The organism is Pseudoalteromonas sp. S3260, assembly GCF_005886925.1.
GTDB lineage: Bacteria > Pseudomonadota > Gammaproteobacteria > Enterobacterales > Alteromonadaceae > Pseudoalteromonas > Pseudoalteromonas tetraodonis.
This window is the reverse complement of the sequence record NZ_PNCV01000043.1, coordinates 16,490-40,227: the sequence shown is the minus strand read 5'-3', so window position 1 is coordinate 40,227 and position 23,738 is coordinate 16,490. Positions and strand designations below refer to the sequence as shown.

Genomic DNA, 23,738 nt, shown 5'->3' with positions numbered 1-23,738 from the left:
CTATAAGAGTAAATTAATGCATGTATTAATGGTTGCTGCAGAGAATGATGCGTTACCTAATGCCAAAGTTGGTGGTGTTGCTGATGTTATTCGTGATGTACCAAAGGCGTTAGTGGCGCAGGGGCTGACGGTAGATGTGGTTATTCCTGATTATGGTTTTGAACTAGGTGAGCGCTGTTTTATTGGTGAAGTGAGTGTGGCATTTAAGTCAGAGACCCACGTTTTATCTTTGTTTGAAATTACACAGAATCAAAAAGGGGTGAGGCAAATAGTTATAAGTCATCCTCTTTTTAGTCAATCATTGAGTGTGTATTGTAACGACAACGATAATAGACCATTTGCTACCGATGCAACCAAGTTTGCACTGTTTAATGCCGCTATTTGTGAAGCCCTGATACAGGGCGTATTAACACAACCCAACACTTTACATTTGCATGATTGGCACAGTGCCTGTGTGGCTGTGTTACTTAAATTTAATCCTCGTTATGGCAAGCTTGCTAAGCTGCGCTTGGTATATACGGTGCACAATTTAGCTTTGCAGGGAATTCGTCCTTTTAAAGGGGATGATTCAAGCTTAGAAGCATGGTTTCCCTCGTTAAGTTACGACGGGCAACGATTATGTGACCCTCGTTATCCGCATTGCTTTAACCCTATGCGCAGTGCCATTAATTTAGCCGACAAAGTACATGTGGTTTCACCGAGTTATAGCCAAGAAGTGCAAATAGCAAGTAATGACGCCCACGGATTCTTTGGTGGCGAAGGACTTGAACGAGATTTACAACAAGCGGCTGAGCAAGGCAAATTAATTGGCATACTCAACGGCTGTGATTACGCAGTTCAAGACGAACATGAAGCAACCTATAGTCAGCTATTAGAGCAAATAGAATCGACTTTGTTTAGTTGGATGGCAAAAGGCGCGCAATTACACAGCAGCCACTACATCGCCCATCAGCGTGTTTTACAATTTATGGCGTGTGATAAGCAAGGGCCACTTGTAACAAGTGTAGGGCGGCTCACTGAGCAAAAAGTATTGTTACTTTGCCAGCAACAAAGCAAAGACCTGACTATTGATTCAGTGTGTCAGATCATTAATCAATTTAAGGGGCGTTTACTTGTGCTGGGCTCAGGCGATAGTAAACTTGAACACCTGTTTACCTGCGCCATGGCACGTAATAACAACTTTTTGTTTTTAAAAGGCTATGGGCAAGGTGTTGGCGATTTAATGTATCAATTAGGTGATTTATTTTTAATGCCGAGTTCTTTTGAGCCCTGTGGAATTAGCCAGATGCTCGCAATGCGAGCCGGCCAAGCTTGCTTAGTGCACAGTGTCGGAGGTTTAAAAGATACCGTAGAGCATAATGTCAGTGGATTTTGTTTTAACGGCGATACGCTAAGTACACAAGCTGATGCACTCTTGCAGAGTTTAACTGAGGCACTTAGCCTATATCAAACAAACCCTAAGCAATGGCAAGCAATAAAAAGGCGAGCTGCTGATGCACGATTTAGTTGGGATAGTGTGGTAACTGATTATATAACATACTTATATTAAAAAATTTTATAAAGTTCAGTGACATCCGTTCTTATTTACGCTTTAATTACTTAGTCTGGTGGAAATAATATAAAGTAGGTAATGTGTCTGTATTTGTGGCAAGGCAAGCAATACTAAATCGAAATCAAAATGTAGTTGCTTATGAACTGCTATTTCGCGATAGTCCTGAAAATTGCTTTCCTGGTGTATCTGATGGTCAAGCAACGGCGAGGCTTATCATGGAAAACCAGCTTAACCTAGGTACTCGTCACATTACCTCGGGTAAAAAAGCATTGATCAATATTGGCCCTGAGTCGTTAAAACTTGATTTGTGTGATTTTTTACCTTGTAAAGATGTGGTTATTGAATTACTTGAAACCATAGAGCCCACCGACGATACCTACGAGCTATGTCGCAAACTATTTCACAGTAACTACAAATTAGCCCTGGATGATTTTGTTTATACGCCGCAGTGGGAGCGCTTTTTAAAGCTGGTCAACTTAATTAAATTTGATATTCGCCTTACTCCACTTGCTGAAATTCCGCTGGTGGTTCATAAGCTTAAAAAGTACAAAAATATTAAACTACTAGCCGAAAAAATAGAAACCGATGAAGAATATAAATTGGCCCGTAAAATGGGCTTTGATTATTTTCAAGGTTATTATTTTGCGCGCCCAGTGATGATAGAACAAAAAGATATTCACTATAATTACGGCCTAGTGATCGCCATTTACTCAGAAGTAATGAAGCCAGATCCTGATGTTAAAGTGATCACCGGTTTATTTGAGCTTGATGCGGCATTGGCCTACAAGTTACTGCGTTTATTAAATAGCGGTGTGTTTCCGCTACAAAGCCAAATTTCGTCGTTAAAACAAGCGTTAGTTTACCTCGGCCAAGCACGTTTAAAAAAGTTTGTTAGTTTAATTGTCAGTGCACATACAGCACGCTCTAAGCCTATAGAGCTCATGCAGATGTGCGTTATTCGCGCACGGTTTTGTGAATTAATAGCCGCTAAAGTTGCTAAGCAGGTTCAAGGTGAAGCATTTTTAACGGGGCTTTTTTCACTGCTCGATGCTATTTTAGACAAGCCAATGGACTTGCTGGTTGATAAACTTCCATTCCCGGAAGATATAAAAGCAGCGTTAACTGGTGAAAAAAATAACTTATATTATATCCTTGAAACAGTCAAAGCCTACGAAACAGGAAGCTGGTGGGCACTTGAGAAAGCGGTATTACTGATTAATTTAGACAGTGCTTTTTTTCCAAAATTATACAAACAAGCGGTACAATGGGCCGATAGCCATAAAGATAATATTTAGGGAATTCATGCTTTGCGCAATTATAATATGGACTTTATAAGGGGTATAGCCGTACTTGGTCTGGTATTTATTAACTGTTTTTCCTTCGCTATTTTCGAGCTTAATTACACGCCACTCACAACACCACCACCTAGCGATCAGTTTCTAAACATACTAAGCCTTATATTTGTTGAAGGGCGGTTTCGCACTTTATTCACTTTACTGTTTGGTGCGGGTCTTTATATTCAGTATCAGCGATACCAATGCACTGAGCCACTAAAAAAACGATTACATTGGCTAATTGTGTTTGGCTTAATACATGGTTTTTTATTGTGGGCGGGCGACATTTTGTTTTTATATGGGGTGTCAGGTTTATTTATATTGCGCTATTTAGATTGCACTAATGAAGAACTTAAAAACAAAGCAGCTTTTTTTACTTTTATTTCTTTAATGACCATTGCCATATTTATGTTAGGACTTAATGAGGCGCCATTATACAGAGATTCCCCCGAGTACTACGAAATATACACTAGTTACTACCAAAGCATCGGTGCTCACTTTAGCCAAAATATAGCAATGAGCGCCTATATGTTGCTTGCTGTGCCAATTTTATTATTGTGGGCTAGTGCTGGGTTTATGCTAATTGGTATTTTGGCTTACAAATACGGTGTGTTTAGTAAAGGGCTTAGTAAGGCGCTGCTTATTAAGCTTATTATATTAAGTGCGTTATTTATTAGCTTAAGGTTAATGTTAGTGCCATACAATCAAGGTATTGGTTATGCCTTACAAGAGCCTGTTAATGAACTTGCTGCCTTATGTGTTGCACTGCTTTATATTCATTTAATCGTTAAACTTTGTGACAACAGCGCCCACATAGGGGGGCTTATCCAACAAGTTGGACGCTTAGCGTTTACTTTATACATAAGCCAAACCATTATGCAGTTATTGTTGTTTAAAGTTTTTTTTCCGCAGTGGACGCTTAGTTTTAATCGACTCGATTATTGGCTACTAGCCATTAGCTTAGTGATTGTACAGCTAATATTTACAGCTATTTATTGCCGGTATTTTAAGCAAGGCCCGCTTGAATACCTATGGCGTAAATTAGCGAAAATTAACCGCGAAAAAATAGCTTGAGTAGTTTAAACTATGCGCCTTTATATTTAAGAAGATTTGCCAGATGACAGACTTGAAGCGTTTAAATAAATTTATTAGTGAAACCGGGTTTTGCTCTCGCCGCGAAGCCGATAAATATATTGAGCAAGGTCGTGTTACCGTTAATGGCAAATTACCAGAAATGGGTGTTAAAGTTGCCCAATCAGATGTAGTTTTGGTTGATGGTAAACCATTAAAAGCACCACCTAAACGTGTGTATATTGCTTATAATAAGCCTGTGGGCATTACCTGTACCACAGAGCGTAAAATTCAAAGTAATATAGTTAAAGCCGTTAATTATCCTGAACGTATATTTCCGATTGGTCGTTTAGACAGACCCTCAGAAGGGCTGATTTTTTTAACCAATGAAGGCGATATCGTTAATAAAATTTTGCGAGCTGGCAATAACCACGAAAAAGAATATGTGGTAACTGTAGACAAACCACTTAATCGTCAGTTTGTAAATAAAATGGCGAACGGTATTCCTATTTTAGATACCGTGACTAAAAAGTGTAAAGTTACTCAGACCGGTGCGCAGCAATTTAGCATTATTTTAACCCAAGGTTTAAACCGTCAAATTCGCCGTATGTGTGAATACTTAGGTTACGAAGTGGTTACACTAAAACGTGTGCGTATTATGAACGTAACCCTCAAAGGCTTAAAAGTAGGGCAGTGGCGACATTTAAGTGACGCTGAAATGGCGGTCATTAACGACTCGATTGCTGATTCAGGTAAAACGCAAGAACACTCACTTTATGATGATGCTGAACAGCGCAATTACACTGAACAAGCTAAAAATAGTCACGCTAAACCTGCTCATAAGCGTGATTTTCAGGGCGGAAAACCACGTCGTGAAAATAATGACGAGCAACAAAAGCAAGCTAAAAAAAATAGTCGAAATACCCCTTACCAAAAACGCTCTACTACTTATGTGGGTAAATCAAATACTCACAAAGCAAATAGTGCCACAGGAAACAAAACCCGCAGCAGTGGCACGTTAAGCTTAAAAAAGTAATTAAGCTTTTGTAAAAAAGCAAATAAAAACGCAGCCTTAGCTGCGTTTTTGTTAGCCTACTGTTTGGGGTAATCAATCCTAAATACCACAGTGTATAAAACCGGTACTACAATTAGCGTCAGTATGGTCGCAAACCCTAAGCCAAACATAATGGTGACCGCCATCGACTGAAAAAATACATCGAATAGTAATGGGATCATGCCAAGTATTGTCGTGATAGCGGCCATGGCTACAGGGCGTACACGGCTTATGCCTGAGTCAAACACTGCTTGATATGGCGATTTACCTTCACTCAGTTCTAAGTTTATTTGATCAACCAGTACAATGCCGTTTTTAATTAGCATGCCGCTTAAGCTTAATAATCCTAGTAGCGCCATAAAGCTAAACGGTGCATTCATCACTAATAAGCCTGCACTAACACCAATAATAGCCAGCGGTACAGTTGCCCAAATAACCAAAGGTTTTTTCACTGAGTTAAACAGTAATACTGTTACTGCAAACATTGCTAAATAGCCCAGTGGTAACGAGCCAAAAATAGCCTTTTTCGCTTTGCTTGATGATTCGAACTCGCCGCCCCATTGCATTTCATAGCCACGAGGTAAATCAATTGCTTCAACCTCAGCGCGAACCCGAGCAAATAATTTTGCAGGTGTTTCATCACCCAAAACATCATGATCTGCCATCACAGTAATGGTGCGTTTACGATCGCGACGCATAATTAAGCTGTCTTCCCACTCAACAATAAATTCATCAACCACTTGGGTAACCGGCACAAACACGCGTAAAACAGGGCTATAAATTTGTAAATCGTGAACACTGTCTACATTTAAGCGCTCGCTGGCCGGTGAGCGGGCAATAATAGGCAATAATTGTGTACCATCACGATACACACCCACTTGCTTACCCGACAGGCTCGTTAACAGAACTTGGTCAAGATCAAATTTGGTGATCCCCAAACGGCGCGCTTTTTGTTCATTAAATTGCGGACGAATCATTTTAGTGCGTGCACGCCAATCATCTCGAATGTTAAAGGCACCGTCGTCTTTGGCGATAATCTCTTTAGCCTGTGATGAAAGCTGTCTTAAAACAACCGGATCGGGGCCTGAGAACCGCGCCTCTATTTTAGCATCGGTTGACGGACCAATTTCCATTGGTTTTACTTTTAACTTTGCAGACAGTGGATGTTGCTGTGCGTAATCACGCACTTTTTGCATGACTTTTGCGACGGCTTCACGATTGGTGACACGAATAATTAACTGCCCATAAGCAGGGTAGGATTTTTCAGGCGCGTAGGTCAGCATAAAACGCGGCGCACCTTGGCCAACTGTACTGGTGATTTCTGTGACCAGTTCATTCTTTTGTAAATAAGCTTCTAGCTGCTTAATGCCCTCAAGGGTTGCGCGAATATCAGCGCCTTGATCTTGCCAGTAATCGACATAAAACATCGGGGTATTCGAGGCTGGAAAAAATGATTGCTTTACTGCACCAAACCCCACTACAGCGCTGCATAAAAGGGCAACCATAAGGACTAAGGTTGTTTTTCTAAAGCGCATAGCTAAATTTAATATCGCTTTATAACCATTGAATATGATGCCTTGGTAAGGGTCTTCATGCTCTTGATTATGTTCGTGTTTAAATTCGGTTTCTTTAAACATCAAGTGGGCAAAAAACGGCGTGAGCGTAATTGCGGTGATCCAGCTCAAGAGCAAAGAAATAAACAGCACCCAAAATAAGCTACCAGCAAATTCACCACTGGCATCTGAGCTTAAACCAATCGGTGCGAAAGCGGTTATGGCAATAACTGTTGCGCCAAGTAGTGGCCACTTAGTTTGATCGACAATATTAATTGCCGCTTTAAGCTTTGTTTGTCCGCGCTTGAGGTTGATGAGAATACCTTCGGTCACAACAATGGCATTATCGACCAGCATACCTAGTGCAATAATTAGCGCACCTAATGATATACGTTGTAAGTCAATCGCAAACAGCTTCATAAATATAAAGGTGCCTAATACGGTCAGTAATAATATACCGCCGATTAAAACCCCACTTTTAAAGCCCATAAAAATAAGTAGTACTACAATAACTATTGCAATGGCCTCTATTAAACTAACAATAAAGCCATCTACCGACTGCTCTACTTCTTTAGGTTGGTTATACACTGAGCTAATATCAATACCATGCGGGCGTTGATACTCAAGAGATGCTAAGTGCTCATCTATGTGTTTACCCACATCAACAACATTAACCCCAGACATAAACGACACACCAATAAGCAGAGCATGTTGTTGATTGTAATGAATCACATTAGTCGGTACTTCAGCATATTCACGGTAAACCTTTGCAACATCGCCTAGATAAATGAGTTCGCTGGCACCAGGCTTTGAAATTAATAAGGTTTCAAGTTCTTTTACATCTTTAAATTCACCAGTAGGGTGCAAGCGAATAGACTCATCACCCACGCGAATACGTCCAGCGTTAGATACGGTGTTTTGTGATTGCAGTAAATCATAAATATGACTAGGCGCAATACCGAGTTGGGCAAGCTTTTGCGTCGATACCTCAACCATTACTTGTGGCTGCTGTTGGCCTGCAATTGTAACTTTGCTCACTCCTTTAACTAAAACAAGTTCACGTTTTAAATAATCAACATAGTCTTTTAATTCATCATACGAGTAGCCATCGCCCGTGACGGCAAACATAACGCCGTAAACATCGGCAAAATCATCAATCACATTACTGGGGTAAACACCACTTGGCAGCGACGGGCTGAGGTCGTTTATTTTACGACGCATTTCATCCCATATTTGTCTTAGCTCCTGTTTCCGATAGGTGCTTTTCATTTCTACGGTAATTTGTGATTTACCATTGGATGAAATAGAGGTGACATAATCAACATAGGGGAGCTGTTGAATGGCATTTTCAATCGGAAATGTCACTTCTTCTTCGACTTGCTGTGGAGAGGCGCCTGGATATAAAGTGATCACCATGGCTTTTTTTAAAGTGAATTCAGGATCTTCCAGCTGGCCTAAATCAAAATAAGATACACTGCCGCCAATTAACAGCAACAGCGTAAACATCCAGCTAATGACTTTTTTCTCAATAGATAGTTGCGCAAAGCCCATAATTATAAGCCTCGCTCTTTATTCCAAGGACGAACAGACATGCCTTCTTTTAAAGAGTGAACACCGGCAGAGACAATTTGTTGGCCTTCTTTTACGCCGCTAAGCACTTCGATAGTGTCGTGATGCAATTGGCCCACTTGTACTGCTTGTTTATGCACAGTGCCAGTTTGCTGATTAAAAACCCACACATAGGCATTATCGCTTAGGCTTTTATTAGGATCTGAAAATACCGACTCAATAGGTAAAATAGTGTAGGGGGTTTGTGAGCGTGTAACTTTGCTCAAATCTATCATCACTTGTCCCGACATACCCGCAAGTAAGTTAAAATCTTCTGGCACCGGTAATGAAAACACCACTTTATAGGTGAGTGTTGCAGGATCGGCTTGGGTATCCCATTCTTTAAGCGTGAGTTTGTATTGCTTGTCGTGATAGCCATCAAATTCAACCATAGGTTGATATTGGGTATCTTTTTGAATACGTGCCACGATTTTTTCAGGAACCTGTATTGCTACATCCATAAAATCGCGGGTTTCTAAGCGCAAAACATTTTGTTTTGCTTGAATACTTTCAAAGTTTTTTACAAACACTTTGGCTACTATGCCAGCAAAAGGAGCACGAAGTTCACTGTACTCTAAATTTGTTTCTGCAATTTTAAACGCTGACTCAGCGACTTGTTCATTGGCAACCGCTTGATCAAGCTCTGATTGACTCGTGATGTTTTTGTCGAATAATTGTTTAATACGTTTTAGCTGCGACTTAGCCAGTTCATAGCGCGCTTTACGCTCATTATATTGTAATTGAAAATCTTCAGGGTCTAATTTCGCCAATAGTTGCCCTTTTTTTACCTGCTCACCGGCTAATACAGGAAATTCAACCAACTCACCATTGACCCTAAAAGCCAGGTACGAGCCCTGGTTTGCAACGACTTCCGCAGGAAAACTGCGTATGTTTGTTTGCGAATCATGGCCAATACTAAATAATTTAACAGGGCGAATCGGCTCTTCTTTAACTATTTTCTCGGGCTCCGAGCAGCCTATTAAACTTAGTAATGTCGCAGATAGTAAACATAAGCGAAACAGTGGCATTATATCTCCATGATAAAAAAAGGCTAAATAAGTCAGTGCAGCATACGCTGCAAACATATAAAATAAAATTCATTAAATTTTAGAAACTCAATAAGTTTTACTTATAATGTGCTGGGCTGGCTATGAAACTTAACCAATTACAAATTTTAGATGCTATTGTGCAAAGTGCGAGCTTAAGTGGCGCTGCATTAAAGCTACATAAAACTCAGCCTGCATTGACACTGGCGATTAAAAACTTAGAGGCGAAATTAGGTTTTGATCTACTCGACCGTTCTAAATACCGATTACAACTTACCGAAAAAGGACGTATTTTTCATCGTGAAGCTAAACAGCTTTTAAACGCGAATGAGCAGCTTACACAGCTTGCAACCGAGCTGGCGCTGGGGAATGAAGCGCAATATAGAGTTTGCTATGAGCAAATTTGTCATATGCAAAGTTATAACGAGATCATAAGTAATACTTTTAAGCATTTTTCTAGTACAGAATTTCGTTTAACCAGTGGTAAACGGTTTGTATCTTTAGAGCAAGTGAATACCGGCCAAGCCGAGCTTGGGATTGGCCCATGGTTTGATTTATTTCATGCCACCGGCGATTTAGAAAGCTTACCGATAGGCAAGCTCGATATAGGTATTGTTGGCGCAAAAGGGATTTTACCTAAGCAGCTTACCTACGATGAGTTACAGCTTTACCCGTGTTTAGCGATGTTTGAAAGTGGCTTGAGCATAGACAGCGACAGGCTGTCTTATTCTAAAGGGGCTGCGGTGATGAAAATAGATGACATATCTACCCTAAAGTCGTTTTTATTGTCAGGTGCAGGATGGGCAATGATGAGCTTAGGCCACTGTAAAAAAGAAATTGCCGCGGGCTCATTACAGCAAATAATAGTAACAGACAGAGAGCATCAGTTTAGCGCGCAAATTCGTGCTTTTCGTCAACATGCTATGCACCATGGTCCTGTTGCCCGTAAAATTTGGCAGCAATTTGAATTACTCAGTCAGGAGTACTTAAATAATAATGGACGTTAATAAAGAAACGGTTATTTATACTATTATTGCGAGTATACCCTCAGGGTGTGTTGCCAGTTATGGCCAAGTAGCGGCGCTTGCAGGGTATCCTAATAATGCAAGGCTAGTTGGCCGATTATTAAAAGAGATGCCTAAAGATTCGGCGATCCCGTGGCATCGAGTGGTTAATAGCCAAGGTAAAATATCGTTTCCCGAAGGAAGCGATAAATACCAAGAACAACGACAAAAACTGTTATTAGAAGGTGTTAATTTTAACAATAATAAAGTGAATATGCGCGAGTGTAGATGGGAGTGATATAACCACTCTCAGCAGATAAGTGTACGCGTAGGTCGGATAAGCGAAGCGCCATCCGACAAAGTAAAATACCTTGCCAATAATTCTCAATATTTAATGTTGTCGAGTAGCCAGAGAGTGCCATGAGCGGATTTTAAAGGCGTGTATCTGAAAATCTGTTGGGTGGCGCCTTCGGCTTAACCAACCTACCTTTTAATGTAGGTTGGACAAGTGGCGGAGCCTCGCCATCCGACAAAAATAATGAATTTACCAGAAACAGCCCAATTTACCCGTTAGCGATATAAATAACTGATTTGTACTGTAAGTTAAACCATCTATATTGACTGTCGGCTGTGTGCCATGAGCCGACTATCAGCCGTAACTCGTTTCTGCCCCAAAATAACTTAAAGTAAATGCTCTAAGAATGGCTTTGAACGAGCAGCAATAATTCACTAGCGAATGAATCAGGTTCAAGTTAACCTTAATATTTTGCTAATTTAAGGTGTATTAGCTAAATAATGATGGTCAAGTAACCTCTGTGGTGAGCTTTGTGCAAAATTAAAGCTTTATTAAAGACGATTTTATTGTTTGATAAATAACAATTGAAATTAGCTAAAAGCAGTATTACACCTTTCTGATTTTTTTAGTAGTATCATAGTTACAGATGGAGTTTAAATAATAAAATGGTGGCAACCATTTTTAAAGGGATGTTGTATGGAGTTCATTTTTGTAATTACTGTTGTTATTTTGATAATTTGGTTAAGTACCAGTTCACGCTCAAATTCAAATAAAAAAAAGCCTAAAGTAATAAATAATCCGAGGCAAAGTATAAAAGAAACTCCTGATTCGCCAGCTTCTATATCTGATCTACCAAATGACGAAAGCAGCCCGATAAAATCTATTAAAATTAATAATGCATCAGTAAGTGTTGAGTTACACGAACAAACGAATGAATTAACCACTGCAAAGCAGATTAATCCAAAACCTCGTATCACCGTAGTTAATATACCTACCCCAATTATAGAAAGTGCTGATAGTTCGACACATTCTAAAGACGATTTAGCTACATTTAATATTTTTGATAGCACTGAGCCTCAAAATATAAGCGTTAAAAGTACAAGAAAAGCCCAATGGCTTGATAAGAATAAAGAAACTATTGTACAAAAGCGTAAGCTAATGGGGTTGATATACATAGGTGAGCAAATGGAGTCTATGAGAAGTTATGACTCTGACCCTGCGCTAATAAACTATACTTTACCTGCATCAATACCTTTAGGGCACCAACTGGGTTATTACACTGATGATTCGCTAGGTTACTGGCCGAGTTATAGCAGACTTTCTAGGCAATGTAGAGGCGCCTACCTCGACTGGTTGGCAACCGACAGAAGCGCAGCCAGTACCCCAATAGGATTCGTGTTTTTGTACTTTTATGGATTTGAAAGATTTGTTGTTGTGAACAACACAGACGATAAAGTTGCAGATGAACAATTCGAGGATATTTTTAATGAAGTCCTTCGTTTACACAAGGTATTTGCTTCAAATCGATCTTTTGCTGGTTACTCAGCAAACTTTTTAGAATTTATGTATTTACTAAAACCTGAATTATTTAAAAGTAAAAAACACATATTACCGAAGACGCGTCATTCACTACTTTTTAAATTACGTCTTTCAGAGCAAATAGCTACCACAGAAAGAGTCGATGATGAGCTGGCACTTGAATGGATCAAAAATACAGACCAATACAATTTAAAAACAGCAGCTAGGCGTTGCGATGTAGAGTTTGATGCACTTTTTAAACTTTACTACAAGCAAAAATTCCCTGAGGGAATGCAGGTTAAGCCTAATAAAACTAAATTAAACGCTGAGTACTTTGCTGCTAGCGGCAGCCTTCCTAGTGTTAAAATTTCACTCGACGGTTTGCCTGATCCGAGCATATTAAAAGCACCTATAAAAAAGCTCATCCCTATAGCAGATAAAGCCACTGAGGAACTAGCTAGTTATAGCCGTTATTTAGCTAAGGCTGATACCAGCAAAGGTGATTTAGCTGGATTAATGCTGTTGCCTCGCGCCATTGCTAGTAGCCAACCATCACCATTAATCGAAAAGTTTAAAGCGTGGGCTAAGGCTATCATTTTAGAAAATGATGGGGTAACAAATGTATCTGAATTTTGGTTGCAAACAGACTTACCAGCACCAAAAGCGATAAATAAAAAGGAAAGTGAACTCATTTATAACTTGGCGAGCTTTGCTGATATAGGTATTGCGCCTGACTTGCGTTACCACCATGCAAAACCTAAGTTAGATGACAAACTTGTATTATTTACTCCAGGGCATGGGGAAGAGTTCGTCCCTAGTCATGCGTTTATCCAAGTTGGTATCGCACTGCGTTTAGGTGCTATGGTTGCAAATATAGATGGGGTTGTAGATGAGTCTGAAAGTTCTGAGCTAGAAAAGCTAATTACTCATGATGAAAAATTAACTGATACAGAAAAGCGATCTTTAAAGGCTTATCTTACATGGCGATTAGTTACACCATCTGATAATGCAGGGTTAAAAAATAGACTTAATAATTTAGGTGAAACAGAAATAGAATTTGTGAAGCGGTTTATTCTGTCTATTGCGCTCGCAGATGGCAACGTCGATAACAAAGAAGTAAAACAAATCGAAAAACTCTACGCGAATTTAGGATTGAATAAAGAGTCTGTCACGAGTGATATTCATCAGCTTACTACAAGTAGTCACCAGCTTGCGCCAAAAAGTCAAAACTCATCAGAATTTAGCTTAGATGAAACAATCTTAGCCCTTCATGAAAGCCAAACAACAGAAGCTAAAAATATGCTGGAAAAGATCTTTACCTCAGATGAAGATGAAAGCGATTATATTGAAGTCTCAGAGCTGACAAACGAAGTTGATGGGTTAGATCAGGCTCATAGCCAGTTGTTTGAAAAGCTATGTGCTAAAGCGCAATGGGGTCGCGAAGAGGTAGCTCAAATATGTAGTGAGCTAAAATTAATGGTCGATGGTGCTATAGAAACCATTAATGACTGGTCATTTGATTTAGTAGATGCACCAGTAATTGATGACGACGGTGATATATACATCGATGAAGAAATAGTCGAAGAAATAAGGGAGTTATAGCAATGACAGCAAAAAAAATTAGAGCAAAAGAGCGTGATGCAATTATACAATCTCTTAAATCAGGTGTTACCCCAAAAGTCGGCATACAGCATATACAAGTAGGCCGTGGTAATGAACTTAAAGCGCTCATTAAAGATATCGACAGAGTGACAGAGGGCGGCTCTGCTTTTCGGTTAATTATTGGCGAATATGGCTCAGGTAAAACATTCTTTTTAAGTGTTGTAAGGGCGATAGCATTAGAGCGAAAGCTAGTTACTGTTAATGCGGACTTATCTCCCGACCGTCGTATTCATGCATCATCAGGACAAGCCAGAAACTTGTATTCTGAGTTAATGAGAAACATGTCTACTCGTAATAAGCCTGATGGTAATGCATTGACCAGTGTGGTTGAAAAGTTTATTACCGAGGCACGAAAAGAAGCTGATAATACAAGCAAAGAAATAACCACAGTGATCCACGAAAGGCTCGCGTCTCTCTCTGAGCTTGTAGGTGGTTACGACTTTGCAAAAGTTATAGAAGCATACTGGACAGGCCATGAAACAGATAACGAGCAACTTAAGAACAACGCTGTAAAATGGTTAAGAGCAGAATATGCAACAAAAACAGATGCTCGCAAAGATCTTGGTATAAGAAGTATTATTTCAGATGCATCGTTTTATGATTCTCTAAAGTTGATGAGTTTATTTGTAAGGCAAGCTGGCTACGAAGGGTTATTAGTTAACCTCGATGAAATGGTAAATCTATACAAACTCAATAGCACCCAAGCACGATTATCAAATTACGAGCAAATTCTAAGAATACTCAACGACTGCTTACAAGGATCGGCTGAGTACTTAGGGTTTTTACTCGGTGGTACACCCGAGTTTTTACTTGATCCAAGAAAAGGGTTATATAGCTATGAGGCTCTGCAATCTCGCCTCGCTGGCAACACATTTGCTAAACAAGCTGGTGTTATTGATTACTCATCCCCCGCATTACACTTGGCAAGTTTAACCCCAGAAGAATTATTTATACTACTTAAAAACCTGAGACATGTTTTTGCATCAGGTGACGAATCGCTATATTTAGTGCCTGACGAGTCCCTAAAAGCATTTTTAGTCCATTGCAGTAAAACAATTGGAGACGCTTACTTCAGAACGCCAAGAAATACGATCAAAGCGTTTTTAGATATGCTTGCCGTGATTGATCAAAACCCAAACATTTCGTGGGACAGCTTAATAGAAAATGTTGATATAGCAAAGGAAAAACCTTCCGATGTAGAGTTAGGCATTGAATCTGAAGACGATGAGCTAGCTGACTTTAAAATATGATCGACGCACACGAAAAGCTCGATTTTCGCATTCAGCAGTGGATTTTTAAACAAGGTTGGGATCGGCTCAGAGAGATACAATGTTTAGCAATTGACCCTATTCTTTCAGGCAATACTGATGTGCTTATTAGTGCCTCTACTGCCGCAGGTAAAACTGAAGCATTTTTTCTACCTGCAATAAGTAGCATCGCAGATGAAGTAAGCGGTGTGGGTATTTTATATATCAGCCCGCTAAAGGCGTTAATAAACGATCAAGACCGAAGGCTAGAAAGCTTGTCAGATTTGTTAGACATACAAGTTACCCCCTGGCATGGTGATAGCTCTCAAGGTCGAAAAAATAAGCTGAAACGAAATCCATCTGGCATCATTTTAATTACACCAGAGTCTCTAGAGTCATTATTAATAAGAGACAGTGGCTGGGTAAAGTCTGCTTTTCAAAATTTAAAGCATATAGTTATAGATGAATTTCACGCATTTATTGGTACTGAGCGTGGCCATCACTTATTGAGCTTACTGCACCGCTTAGAGCATCTGCTTGGCCGTGTAAACGCACCAATCCCCAGAACCGCTTTAAGTGCCACTTTAGGTGACTTAGAAAGTGTCCCGGCATCTTTAAGACCCAACAAATCACTGTCTTGTAAAATAATAAAGCAAACGCAGTCTTCATCAACGTTAAAAATGCAAGTGAAGGGATACATTGAAAGCGCTGTAGTAACAGATGAGGCGGTTACTGCGGAGCAAAGCGTATGTAACGATTTATATGGCCTTTGCCGTGGTGGAAACCACTTGGTGTTTGCAAACAGCAGAAGTCGCACCGAAAGCATTGCGACCACTCTTGCTGAGATGTGTGTGAGTAACACTGTGCCTAACGAGTTTTTTCCACATCACGGCTCGTTAGCCAAAGAAATGAGAGAAACACTTGAATCTCGGCTTCAGCAAGATCAAAAGCCCACTACAGCAGTGTGTACTATGACTTTGGAGTTAGGCATTGATATAGGCAAGGTTAACTCTGTCGTGCAAGTTACTGCGCCGCATTCTATTGCAAGTTTACGGCAGCGCATGGGTCGTTCAGGTAGGCGTGGTGGCGCTAGTATTTTGCGAATGCTGATAACAGAGGCTGAACTTACAGAGCAATCAAGTATTGTAGATAAACTGCGGCTTGAATTAGTTCAATCGCTAGCGATGATACGGTTATTGGTTGCAAGTAAGTGGTATGAACCGGCAGACACTTCGCTCTATCACTTTTCAACATTACTTCATCAAATCTTAGCGCTAATCGCGCAATGGGGGGGTATAAGAGCAGATCAAATATACGTATTACTTTGTAAAGACGGGCCATTCCAAAAAGTTACTGTTACGCATTTTAAAGGTTTGCTATCTCACATGGGAAATATAGAGCTTATTACCCAGCTGGGTAGTGGTGAACTTGTTTTAGGTTATATGGGGGAAAAAGTAACAAATCATTATACGTTTTATGCCGTTTTTAAAACACCTGAAGAATTTAGAATCGTAACTGGTAGTAAAACATTAGGGACATTGCCCGTAGACAGTCTAATTTTAGAAGGCCAACATATTATATTTGCGGGTAAACGTTGGGTGGTTAAGCTAGTCGATACAGACAAAAAAGTGATCTCAGTACAGCATGCAAAAGGAGGGAAACCACCTAAATTTGGTGGTTCAGGGATGGCTGTACATGATGTAGTGAGACAAGAAATGCTTAAAATTCTGGAAGAAGGTGACTACAGAGTTCAAGTTGGTGAACAAAGAATTGAATTTGGTGATGCAGTTGCTCAAGCACTTTTCAAAGAAGGGGCCGACTTTTTTAAAACTGCAAAACTTGAAAGTACGCATTTCTTACAGTATGGCAATACAGCCGTTGTTTTGCCCTGGGCCGGCGATAAAGTTGTAAATACACTCGTTGCAGTACTTATACACAAAGGGTTTGGAGCAGGTGCATTTGCAGGAATTATAGAAGTTGAGAATACCTTAATTGATGATGTTATCGGGGCTCTTAAAAGCTTTCGAGATGATCAAACTATATCAGCAATTGATTTAGCTGATGCTATTGCAGAAAAAGCCATAGATAAGTTTGATGAGTATTTACCTCAAGAAATTCTTGCAAAAGGGTATGCCGCTAGAGCATTTGATGTAGAGAAGGCCCGAGTATTGATCAAAAAGTTGAGCTGAACTCGTACATTTTTTGAATTGAAATTTGTTCTTATTTTTTAATTTAAAGTACCAAATTCTTTGTATATTTCATGCTAAATATACTTTTTTATTATTAACTTATTGGAGCTTTTGTGCCTTTAGAATTCTGAGTGATACTTTGCTTTGACTCTAATGGCTGAAAGAATATTGAAATTGGATAAAATGACAATTGTTGCTACTATTTTGATTTTTTCAGCTGGTGTAATTATCGGTCAAGGGTTTTCATTTGAAGTTAAATTAAGTGATTTGATAGCTCTGTTTGCTACCTTAATTACCTTTACTTTTGCATGGCGTAGTCTGAAACATAATGAAAGGCAATTTTCAAATTCAATTCAGCCAGTAATTGAAAAAATGGAGTATTTTAATAGTTCCGTTGGCAAATATCGTTATAACATTAAAAATTATGGTAGCGGAACTGCTGTAAATTTAAAGTATAAAATTTTATTTCAGGGAAAAGAGCTTACACAATCTGAGCTAACTAACATGTTAAAAAAGGAATTAAATTGCTCAATTAGCATTGGTGGACCATTAGGCATGAGTCCAAATGATTCACATGATTTAATGAATCTTGATAGATTAAATAGTAAAGAGCAAATTCAGAAGCTCTATCATTTATTTAACTTTTTAAGAGTTGAATTGGCTTATAGTACAACCCAAGGACAAGTTTTAGTCAAAGAATTGTACTTTGGGCAAATTTAAACAAGCCGAAATGGTTAAACCATGACTACATATATTCCACACATCAAGGGTCATCAATACCTGCTCGTGGCATAAAGCTGCAGGTCGGTTTCTGAGCTATCTCATTTATGTCCAAAAACGAGTTTGAGCGACCGTCTGTTTCTCGCTCAAACCAGACTAATCTAAATGGCTTAACCAGCCTAATAAACATAATTACTGATCGAAATATAATGGCTAACACATCCACCAATAACAAAAAGATGCCAAACAGCGTGGCTATACTGAGTGCTTTTAGCGCTGTAAAACAATGTACCCACGCTATAAAACAAACCACCAGTAAGCAGCCAGTAAAGTGCGTTGATAGGTAAGTTTGAGTAAAGTGGGTATATAATTGCCAGTGCAAACCAGCCCATCAATAAATAGGTAGCGAGTGATACTTTTTTATTACCATTTTTAACAAGCAGTTTATAAGCAACGCCAGCTAAAGCTACTGTCCAAATAAATACCAAGGTGGCCCAAGACCAAACCCCAGATAAAGAGAGTAATAAAAAAGGGGTATATGTGCCAGCAATAAGCATGTAAATAGCACAGTGGTCACATTTTTTATAAAACGCTCTTAATTTAGGACGAACACTGGCGTGATAAAGAGTAGAGGACAAAAATAAAATAAATAAGCTGCTGCCATAAACGACTGTGCTGGCGTAACCTTTTACAGAGTTAGCTTGTTTAAATAAATCCCAAATTACAAATGCAGCAAATAAAATACCTAAAGCATGACTAACAACATTTAATAGCTCTTCTTTTTTAGAATAGGGCGCTTCAAAAGACATAACAGATCTTACCACTTTGCGAATAAATTTTAGTGTACATGTGTACGCTGAAATTTTCAAATACGAAATAAAGTCATTAATTTACTGAACATTAACAAACACACTATTATTTGGTTTTATTTTTAAATTCATTGGTCAAAATTACTAATCTAGATTTTGTGGATTTCTTTTGAATTTATTTATTTCATTTTAAAACAATGGTTTATAAAGTTTTTCTATTGTGGCATAGCCCTTGATAGTAACTAAGCGTACTAACCAATAAACAAACAAGGAATACTATTATGAATACTTCAATCAACATCACAATCGCAAGCTTACTTGTATTAGGTTCAACTAACGTTAACGCTACAGAGGTCGATTTAGATATTACAGATATGCTAACTAAAACAGTGTCTACTTATGTATCACAAGCAACCTATGAACTTGAAGAGTCAGTAAAAGAAGCTGTTTCTTTTGATGCCGAAGCTATTTTAGATGGTTTACTACAAACCAACCCAGTTGTTGATAATAGTGGCATTGATGAAAAGCAACTTGTAGTAAAAACACAACAAAAGCAATAAAAATAGGGAATAAGTGATGAACAGCGAGTTCGAATTGTTAGCCCTGATGTTGGCGCCAGTGGCAAGTGTACTGAGTGTATATTACATCGCTTACATGATAAAAAATGTGGGAACGAGGTTTAATTAGCGAATACACTTACACGGTAAAACAATCGATGTAACTAAAGCTGATCGACTTCAATAGAGCGCACGTAAATAAAGGCAGAGTGTTTGAAAGAAGTAGACTTTATGAAACGTGCGATTTTCCCATTACCTATTTTTATATTACCTGAAGGCTATACGCGATTACGTATATTTGAGCCTCGTTATTTGACGATGGTTAAAAACGCATTAAAAACAAACAGCGGTTTTGTACTTTGCACCTTCGAACACGACACACCATTTAATATAAGCGCCCAAGGGTGTTTAATGGATATTATTGATTTCGACCAAGACGAAAGCGGTATGCTGTTGATTGATGTTTTTGCATCAAAAAGTGTGCAACTAGATAACGTGTACCAAGACGAACAGGAGTTACGCTATGGTGAGGTCTCTGCGTGCAATACACCTTATTGGTACAATAGCAGTAATCATGACATTGGCGAACATCAACTACTTCAAGTGGCATTAGAAGAAGTATTCTCTAATAATTCACAGCTACAGTCTCTTTATAAACATACCCAGTTTAATCAACTTACTTGGGTTGTTGCCAGATGGCTTGAGCTTCTCCCTATTTCTATTGAGAAAAAACAACAACTTGCATTTGAAACTAATTTTGATAACTTGCTGAATTTCCTCCATACTGTGATTAATAATGAATTTGCCTAAAATAATTATGATCCGCTTATATTCTTAGCTCGTAATGGTACTTACAAAAGCTATAACGGGACATTTTACTATGGTAAGTCAACAACAAATATTACGTTGTGAACCTAACACAGGTAAGTATACTGCCATGCCAGAAACGCCAAGTACGGAGCTCAGGGAAGCATTAGTTAATGTAGCCCAATCTCGCGATAAAAAATCTTTCGCGTACTTGTTTGAATATTTTGCACCAAAGATCAAACGCTTTGGCATTAAGCAGTTTGGTGTAGAAGCCCAAGCAATGGAGTTGGTGCAAGAAACGCTCACTTCAGTGTGGCGAAAAGCGCATTTGTACAACAGCGACAAAGGCGCAGCCACTACGTGGGTTTATACGGTAATGCGTAATGCGTCCTTTGATATGCTTCGAAAGATGAAAAGCAACAAAGAAGAAAATATCAGCGAAGACATCTGGCCGTTATTGAATGAATCAGAAGATACACATCACGAATACAGTGACCACCTTGAAGATAAACAAATTAAGCGCTACCTAGATAAACTGCCACAAGCACAAAGAGAAGTGGTACGCGGTGTTTACTTTCAAGATATGTCGCAAGAGCAGCTTGCTCAACAATTAAACATTCCAGTAGGCACGGTAAAATCACGATTACGTTTAGCCTTGCAGAAATTACGTAATGAAATGGGAGATCAGCATGATTAAACATCACCCGAGTGAAACACTACTTACACAATACTGTGCAGCAACACTTCCCGCATCACTAAGCTTAGCCGTATCTATTCATGTAGACATGTGCCCAATATGCCAAGCTGAGGTTGAAAAACTCGAGGCAAGTAATGCAAAAGCAGTGTTTAGTGACAACATGAATGTTAATAACGATGAGCAAAGCGACGATATAGCGGACTCAGGGTTGCTTGAATTAATCACGTCAGACGATTCGATTGATGAAGTTTATGCTGTTGAACCTGTTACTATTGATGTGAATGACCATAATTACAGCTTACCAAGAGCATTAACACGTATTTCTTATAGCAAATTTACACAAGTAGGTAAGCTTGCTCGTTCACGTATAGCGCTTGACGATGGGCATTTGCGCTCGAGTTTATTGCACATAGACGCAGGCGGCGAAATTCCTGAGCATACACATACAGGTTTTGAAGTTACGCTACTTCTTGATGGCGAATTTACAGATGAAGAAGGCAGTTATGTACCAGGTGATTTTATTTGGCAAGATGGCCGTCATCAACATACTCCTTTAACAAAAGAGGGATGTTTGTGCTTTACTGTTGTTAGTAGTGCGCTACATTTCAATAAAGGACTTAGCAAGTTACTTAACCCAATTGGTGGCTTGATTTATTAAGAGAATCTATGCAAACAGATACAATAAAAATAGGTATTAGCGCCTGCTTAGCAGGCGAAAAGGTAAGATTTGACAGCGGCCACAAAAAATCTAACTTTTGTATGGAAGAGCTGGCAAAACATGTTGAATATAAAATGTATTGTCCTGAGGTTGCGGTAGGTTTACCAATACCCCGTCCAACAATTCGTCAAGTAAAAACAGGCGATACTATTAAAGTGTGTCGTCCGGATGGTACGGGAGATGTTGGCCCGCAGCTCACAGAGTACGGTAAAAAAATAGCTACAGAACAAGCGGGGCATCTAAGTGGATTCGTTTTTTGTGCTAAGAGCCCAAGCTGTGGCATGGAGCGGGTAAAAATTTACAATGAAGCAGGAACGGGTAACACCTCTGAGGGCGTTGGCTTCTTTGCTGAACAAATCATGAAACACAATCCTTTACTACCTTGCGAAGAAAATGGACGTTTAAATGACGTTCATTTACGCGAGAATTTTGTAATGCGTGTTTATACATTACATAACTGGCAACAGTTAGTGAAAGAGCCGGTTACTGTACATCGTTTGACCCAGTTCCATGCTCAATACAAATACTTGTTAATGGCTCATAATTATCAAGCGTATCGTGATTTAGGCAATCTACTTGGAACGTTTGTAGGTGACGATGTTAATGCTCTAGCCGACGAGTACATTTTAGGTTTAATGACCGCGCTTAAACGACCTGCTTCAAGAAAAAATAATTCTAATACGTTGATGCATTTGCAAGGTTACTTCAAAAAAGATTTATCAAAAATCGAAAAAGAAGAAATGCGAGATGCAATTGACGAGTATCGCCAAGGGTTGGTGCCGCTTTATGTACCACTAACCTTGCTTAAACATCATTTAAAGGTTCACCCGAATGAGTATTTAAGCAAGCAAATATACTTTAACCCTTATCCTAATGAACTTAAGCTACGTTACGGTTTGTAATGAATACACTATTTTGGTTTAGGCGCGATTTGCGCCTTTTTTCTAACGAAGCGCTTATTGAAGCGCTAAATAATGGTGCTAAACACGCCATTTTTTTTGTGTGCGAAAAACAATGGGCACAGCATAATACTGCCCCAATTCAAATTGACTTACTAAAACGCAGAGTCAGTTATATCCGTGAAAAATTAGCTGAGTATGGCATTAATTTACACGTGATAGAGGCTCCTTATTTCACAGACTGCCAAACTAAGCTTCTCGATTTTTGTCAGCAGTATGAGATTAAACACATAATAGCCAATAAAGAATATGAACTTAATGAGTTTAATAGAGATAAAGCGATTCAAGCGCAATGCGATCAACAGCAAATAACATTTACTTTATACGAAGGTGATATCATTGCTCCCGTAGGTAGTGTACGCACTCAAAATAATGAAATGTATAAAGTGTTTACGCCCTTTAAGCGGGCGTGGCTAAAACAATATCAAGATACTCACTTTAGCTTGGTGCCGTGGCCATTATCTTCAAATCCTATTGAGATTGAATCGTGTGAATTACTCAGCAGTGATGACAGCTCAAAAAAATGGCCGGTTGATGACGACACTTTAGCTAATGTAGTCGATAATTTTATCCATGATAAATTAGCAAGTTATGATGATGTACGCGATATACCTAGTGTAAAAGGAACATCGGGTTTAAGCCCCTATTTAGCACTAGGGGTTGTTAGTAGTAAACAATTAATGGTTAATATACAACAACATTACCCCGATATACTGACCACCTCAAAAAGTAAAACGTTTACCTGGGTTAACGAGCTGATCTGGCGTGAATTTTATAAACACCTCATTGCCGAATTTCCTAAATTATCGCGCGGTGCTAATTTCAACGAAAAGTACGATAGTGTTGTTTGGCGTGATAATGAGGCTGAGTTTAAGCTTTGGTGTGAAGGCCGTACAGGCTATCCACTTGTTGATGCTGCCATGCAACAGCTATTGCAAACTGGTTGGATGCACAACCGTTTGCGAATGGTAGTGGCAAGTTTCTTAACTAAACATCTTTTAATCGACTGGCGTAAGGGCGAGCAGTTTTTTATGCAGCATCTTATTGATGGCGATTTAGCCTCAAACAATGGTGGTTGGCAATGGGCTGCAAGTACCGGCTGTGACGCACAACCTTACTTTAGGGTATTCAACCCCATTACCCAAAGCGAACGCTTTGATCCAAATGGTGATTTTATCCGTAAATATCTGCCTGAATTACAAAAAGTGCCAGATAAACACATTCATTTCCCACATACTTACTTAGCAGCAACGGGACAAAGTGAACACTGTTACTGGCCAGCAATAGTTGATCATAAAGCGGCACGAGCGAGGGCTTTAGCTGCATTTAAGGTGTGAT

The 23,738-nt window shown here is 39.2% G+C and carries 19 protein-coding genes; 16 read left to right on the top strand and 3 right to left on the bottom strand.

The window, feature by feature from the left end:
- Positions 1-16 precede the first annotated feature (16 nt).
- From CWC14_RS08800 to rluF, 4 genes are all read left to right on the top strand, one after another.
- Positions 17-1,549 (top strand): glycogen synthase, encoded by a 1,533-nt coding sequence (locus CWC14_RS08800; protein WP_138562434.1) that lies wholly within the window; start codon positions 17-19, stop codon positions 1,547-1,549.
- A gap of 83 nt (positions 1,550-1,632) precedes the next feature.
- Entirely contained in the window at positions 1,633-2,847 is a 1,215-nt protein-coding gene (locus CWC14_RS08795; RefSeq protein WP_138562432.1) for an EAL and HDOD domain-containing protein, read from the top strand.
- Between the two features lie 12 nt (positions 2,848-2,859).
- Positions 2,860-3,960, top strand: coding sequence for a DUF418 domain-containing protein (locus CWC14_RS08790; protein WP_502705419.1), 1,101 nt, complete (start codon positions 2,860-2,862; stop codon positions 3,958-3,960).
- A gap of 43 nt (positions 3,961-4,003) precedes the next feature.
- Positions 4,004-4,993, top strand: a complete 990-nt coding sequence (gene rluF / locus CWC14_RS08785) for a 23S rRNA pseudouridine(2604) synthase RluF (protein WP_138562430.1) — start codon at positions 4,004-4,006, stop codon at positions 4,991-4,993.
- A 56-nt stretch (positions 4,994-5,049) separates the two neighbouring features.
- Here rluF and CWC14_RS08780 read toward each other — a convergent pair whose 3' ends face one another.
- A complete protein-coding gene (locus CWC14_RS08780) occupies positions 5,050-8,115 on the bottom strand; it encodes an efflux RND transporter permease subunit (RefSeq protein WP_138562428.1) in 3,066 nt (1,021 codons plus the stop codon).
- A 2-nt stretch (positions 8,116-8,117) separates the two neighbouring features.
- A complete protein-coding gene (locus CWC14_RS08775; protein WP_171036835.1) occupies positions 8,118-9,200 on the bottom strand; it encodes an efflux RND transporter periplasmic adaptor subunit in 1,083 nt (360 codons plus the stop codon).
- Positions 9,201-9,322: 122 nt separating this feature from the next.
- Here CWC14_RS08775 and CWC14_RS08770 point away from each other — a divergent pair, with 122 nt between their 5' ends.
- From CWC14_RS08770 to CWC14_RS08745, 6 genes are all read left to right on the top strand, one after another.
- Positions 9,323-10,225: a LysR family transcriptional regulator gene (locus CWC14_RS08770; RefSeq protein WP_076921811.1), complete on the top strand. Its 903-nt coding sequence runs from the start codon at positions 9,323-9,325 to the stop codon at positions 10,223-10,225.
- The gene (locus CWC14_RS08765) at positions 10,215-10,520 is read left to right on the top strand and encodes an MGMT family protein (protein ID WP_036983973.1); all 306 of its coding nucleotides are present in this window, start codon (positions 10,215-10,217) and stop codon (positions 10,518-10,520) included. Before CWC14_RS08770 ends, CWC14_RS08765 begins: the two co-directional genes overlap by 11 nt.
- A gap of 693 nt (positions 10,521-11,213) precedes the next feature.
- A complete protein-coding gene (locus tag CWC14_RS08760; RefSeq protein ID WP_138562424.1) occupies positions 11,214-13,637 on the top strand; it encodes a tellurite resistance TerB family protein in 2,424 nt (807 codons plus the stop codon).
- A gap of 2 nt (positions 13,638-13,639) precedes the next feature.
- Positions 13,640-14,947: an ATP-binding protein gene (locus CWC14_RS08755; protein WP_138562422.1), complete on the top strand. Its 1,308-nt coding sequence runs from the start codon at positions 13,640-13,642 to the stop codon at positions 14,945-14,947.
- Complete coding sequence (locus tag CWC14_RS08750) at positions 14,944-17,133, top strand: DEAD/DEAH box helicase (RefSeq protein WP_138562420.1); 2,190 nt, start codon at positions 14,944-14,946, stop codon at positions 17,131-17,133. Before CWC14_RS08755 ends, CWC14_RS08750 begins: the two co-directional genes overlap by 4 nt.
- A gap of 153 nt (positions 17,134-17,286) precedes the next feature.
- A complete protein-coding gene (locus CWC14_RS08745; RefSeq protein WP_138562418.1) occupies positions 17,287-17,853 on the top strand; it encodes a DUF8453 domain-containing protein in 567 nt (188 codons plus the stop codon).
- Positions 17,854-18,032: 179 nt separating this feature from the next.
- On the opposite strand, the gene trhA is transcribed toward CWC14_RS08745, so the two are convergent.
- Entirely contained in the window at positions 18,033-18,662 is a 630-nt protein-coding gene (gene trhA / locus CWC14_RS08740; protein ID WP_138562416.1) for a PAQR family membrane homeostasis protein TrhA, read from the bottom strand.
- Between the two features lie 281 nt (positions 18,663-18,943).
- On the opposite strand from trhA, the gene CWC14_RS08735 reads away from it, so the two are divergent.
- The 6 genes from CWC14_RS08735 to phrB all read left to right on the top strand — a co-directional run bounded on the left by CWC14_RS08735 (position 18,944) and on the right by phrB (position 23,737).
- On the top strand, positions 18,944-19,222 hold the full coding sequence (locus CWC14_RS08735; protein WP_138562414.1) for a hypothetical protein: 279 nt from the start codon (positions 18,944-18,946) through the stop codon (positions 19,220-19,222).
- Positions 19,223-19,450: 228 nt separating this feature from the next.
- A complete protein-coding gene (locus CWC14_RS08730; protein WP_171034733.1) occupies positions 19,451-20,029 on the top strand; it encodes an LON peptidase substrate-binding domain-containing protein in 579 nt (192 codons plus the stop codon).
- Between the two features lie 70 nt (positions 20,030-20,099).
- A complete protein-coding gene (locus tag CWC14_RS08725; protein ID WP_036983976.1) occupies positions 20,100-20,723 on the top strand; it encodes a sigma-70 family RNA polymerase sigma factor in 624 nt (207 codons plus the stop codon).
- Positions 20,716-21,381 (top strand): ChrR family anti-sigma-E factor, encoded by a 666-nt coding sequence (locus CWC14_RS08720; RefSeq protein WP_036983977.1) that lies wholly within the window; start codon positions 20,716-20,718, stop codon positions 21,379-21,381. The genes CWC14_RS08725 and CWC14_RS08720 overlap by 8 nt, the downstream gene beginning before the upstream one ends.
- Positions 21,382-21,389: 8 nt before the next feature.
- Positions 21,390-22,343, top strand: a complete 954-nt coding sequence (locus CWC14_RS08715) for a YbgA family protein (RefSeq protein WP_036983978.1) — start codon at positions 21,390-21,392, stop codon at positions 22,341-22,343.
- Positions 22,343-23,737 carry a deoxyribodipyrimidine photo-lyase gene (gene phrB / locus CWC14_RS08710; protein WP_138562410.1) on the top strand — a complete coding sequence of 465 codons (1,395 nt, stop codon included), beginning with the start codon at positions 22,343-22,345 and terminating at the stop codon, positions 23,735-23,737. Before CWC14_RS08715 ends, phrB begins: the two co-directional genes overlap by 1 nt.
- Position 23,738 lies beyond the last annotated feature (1 nt).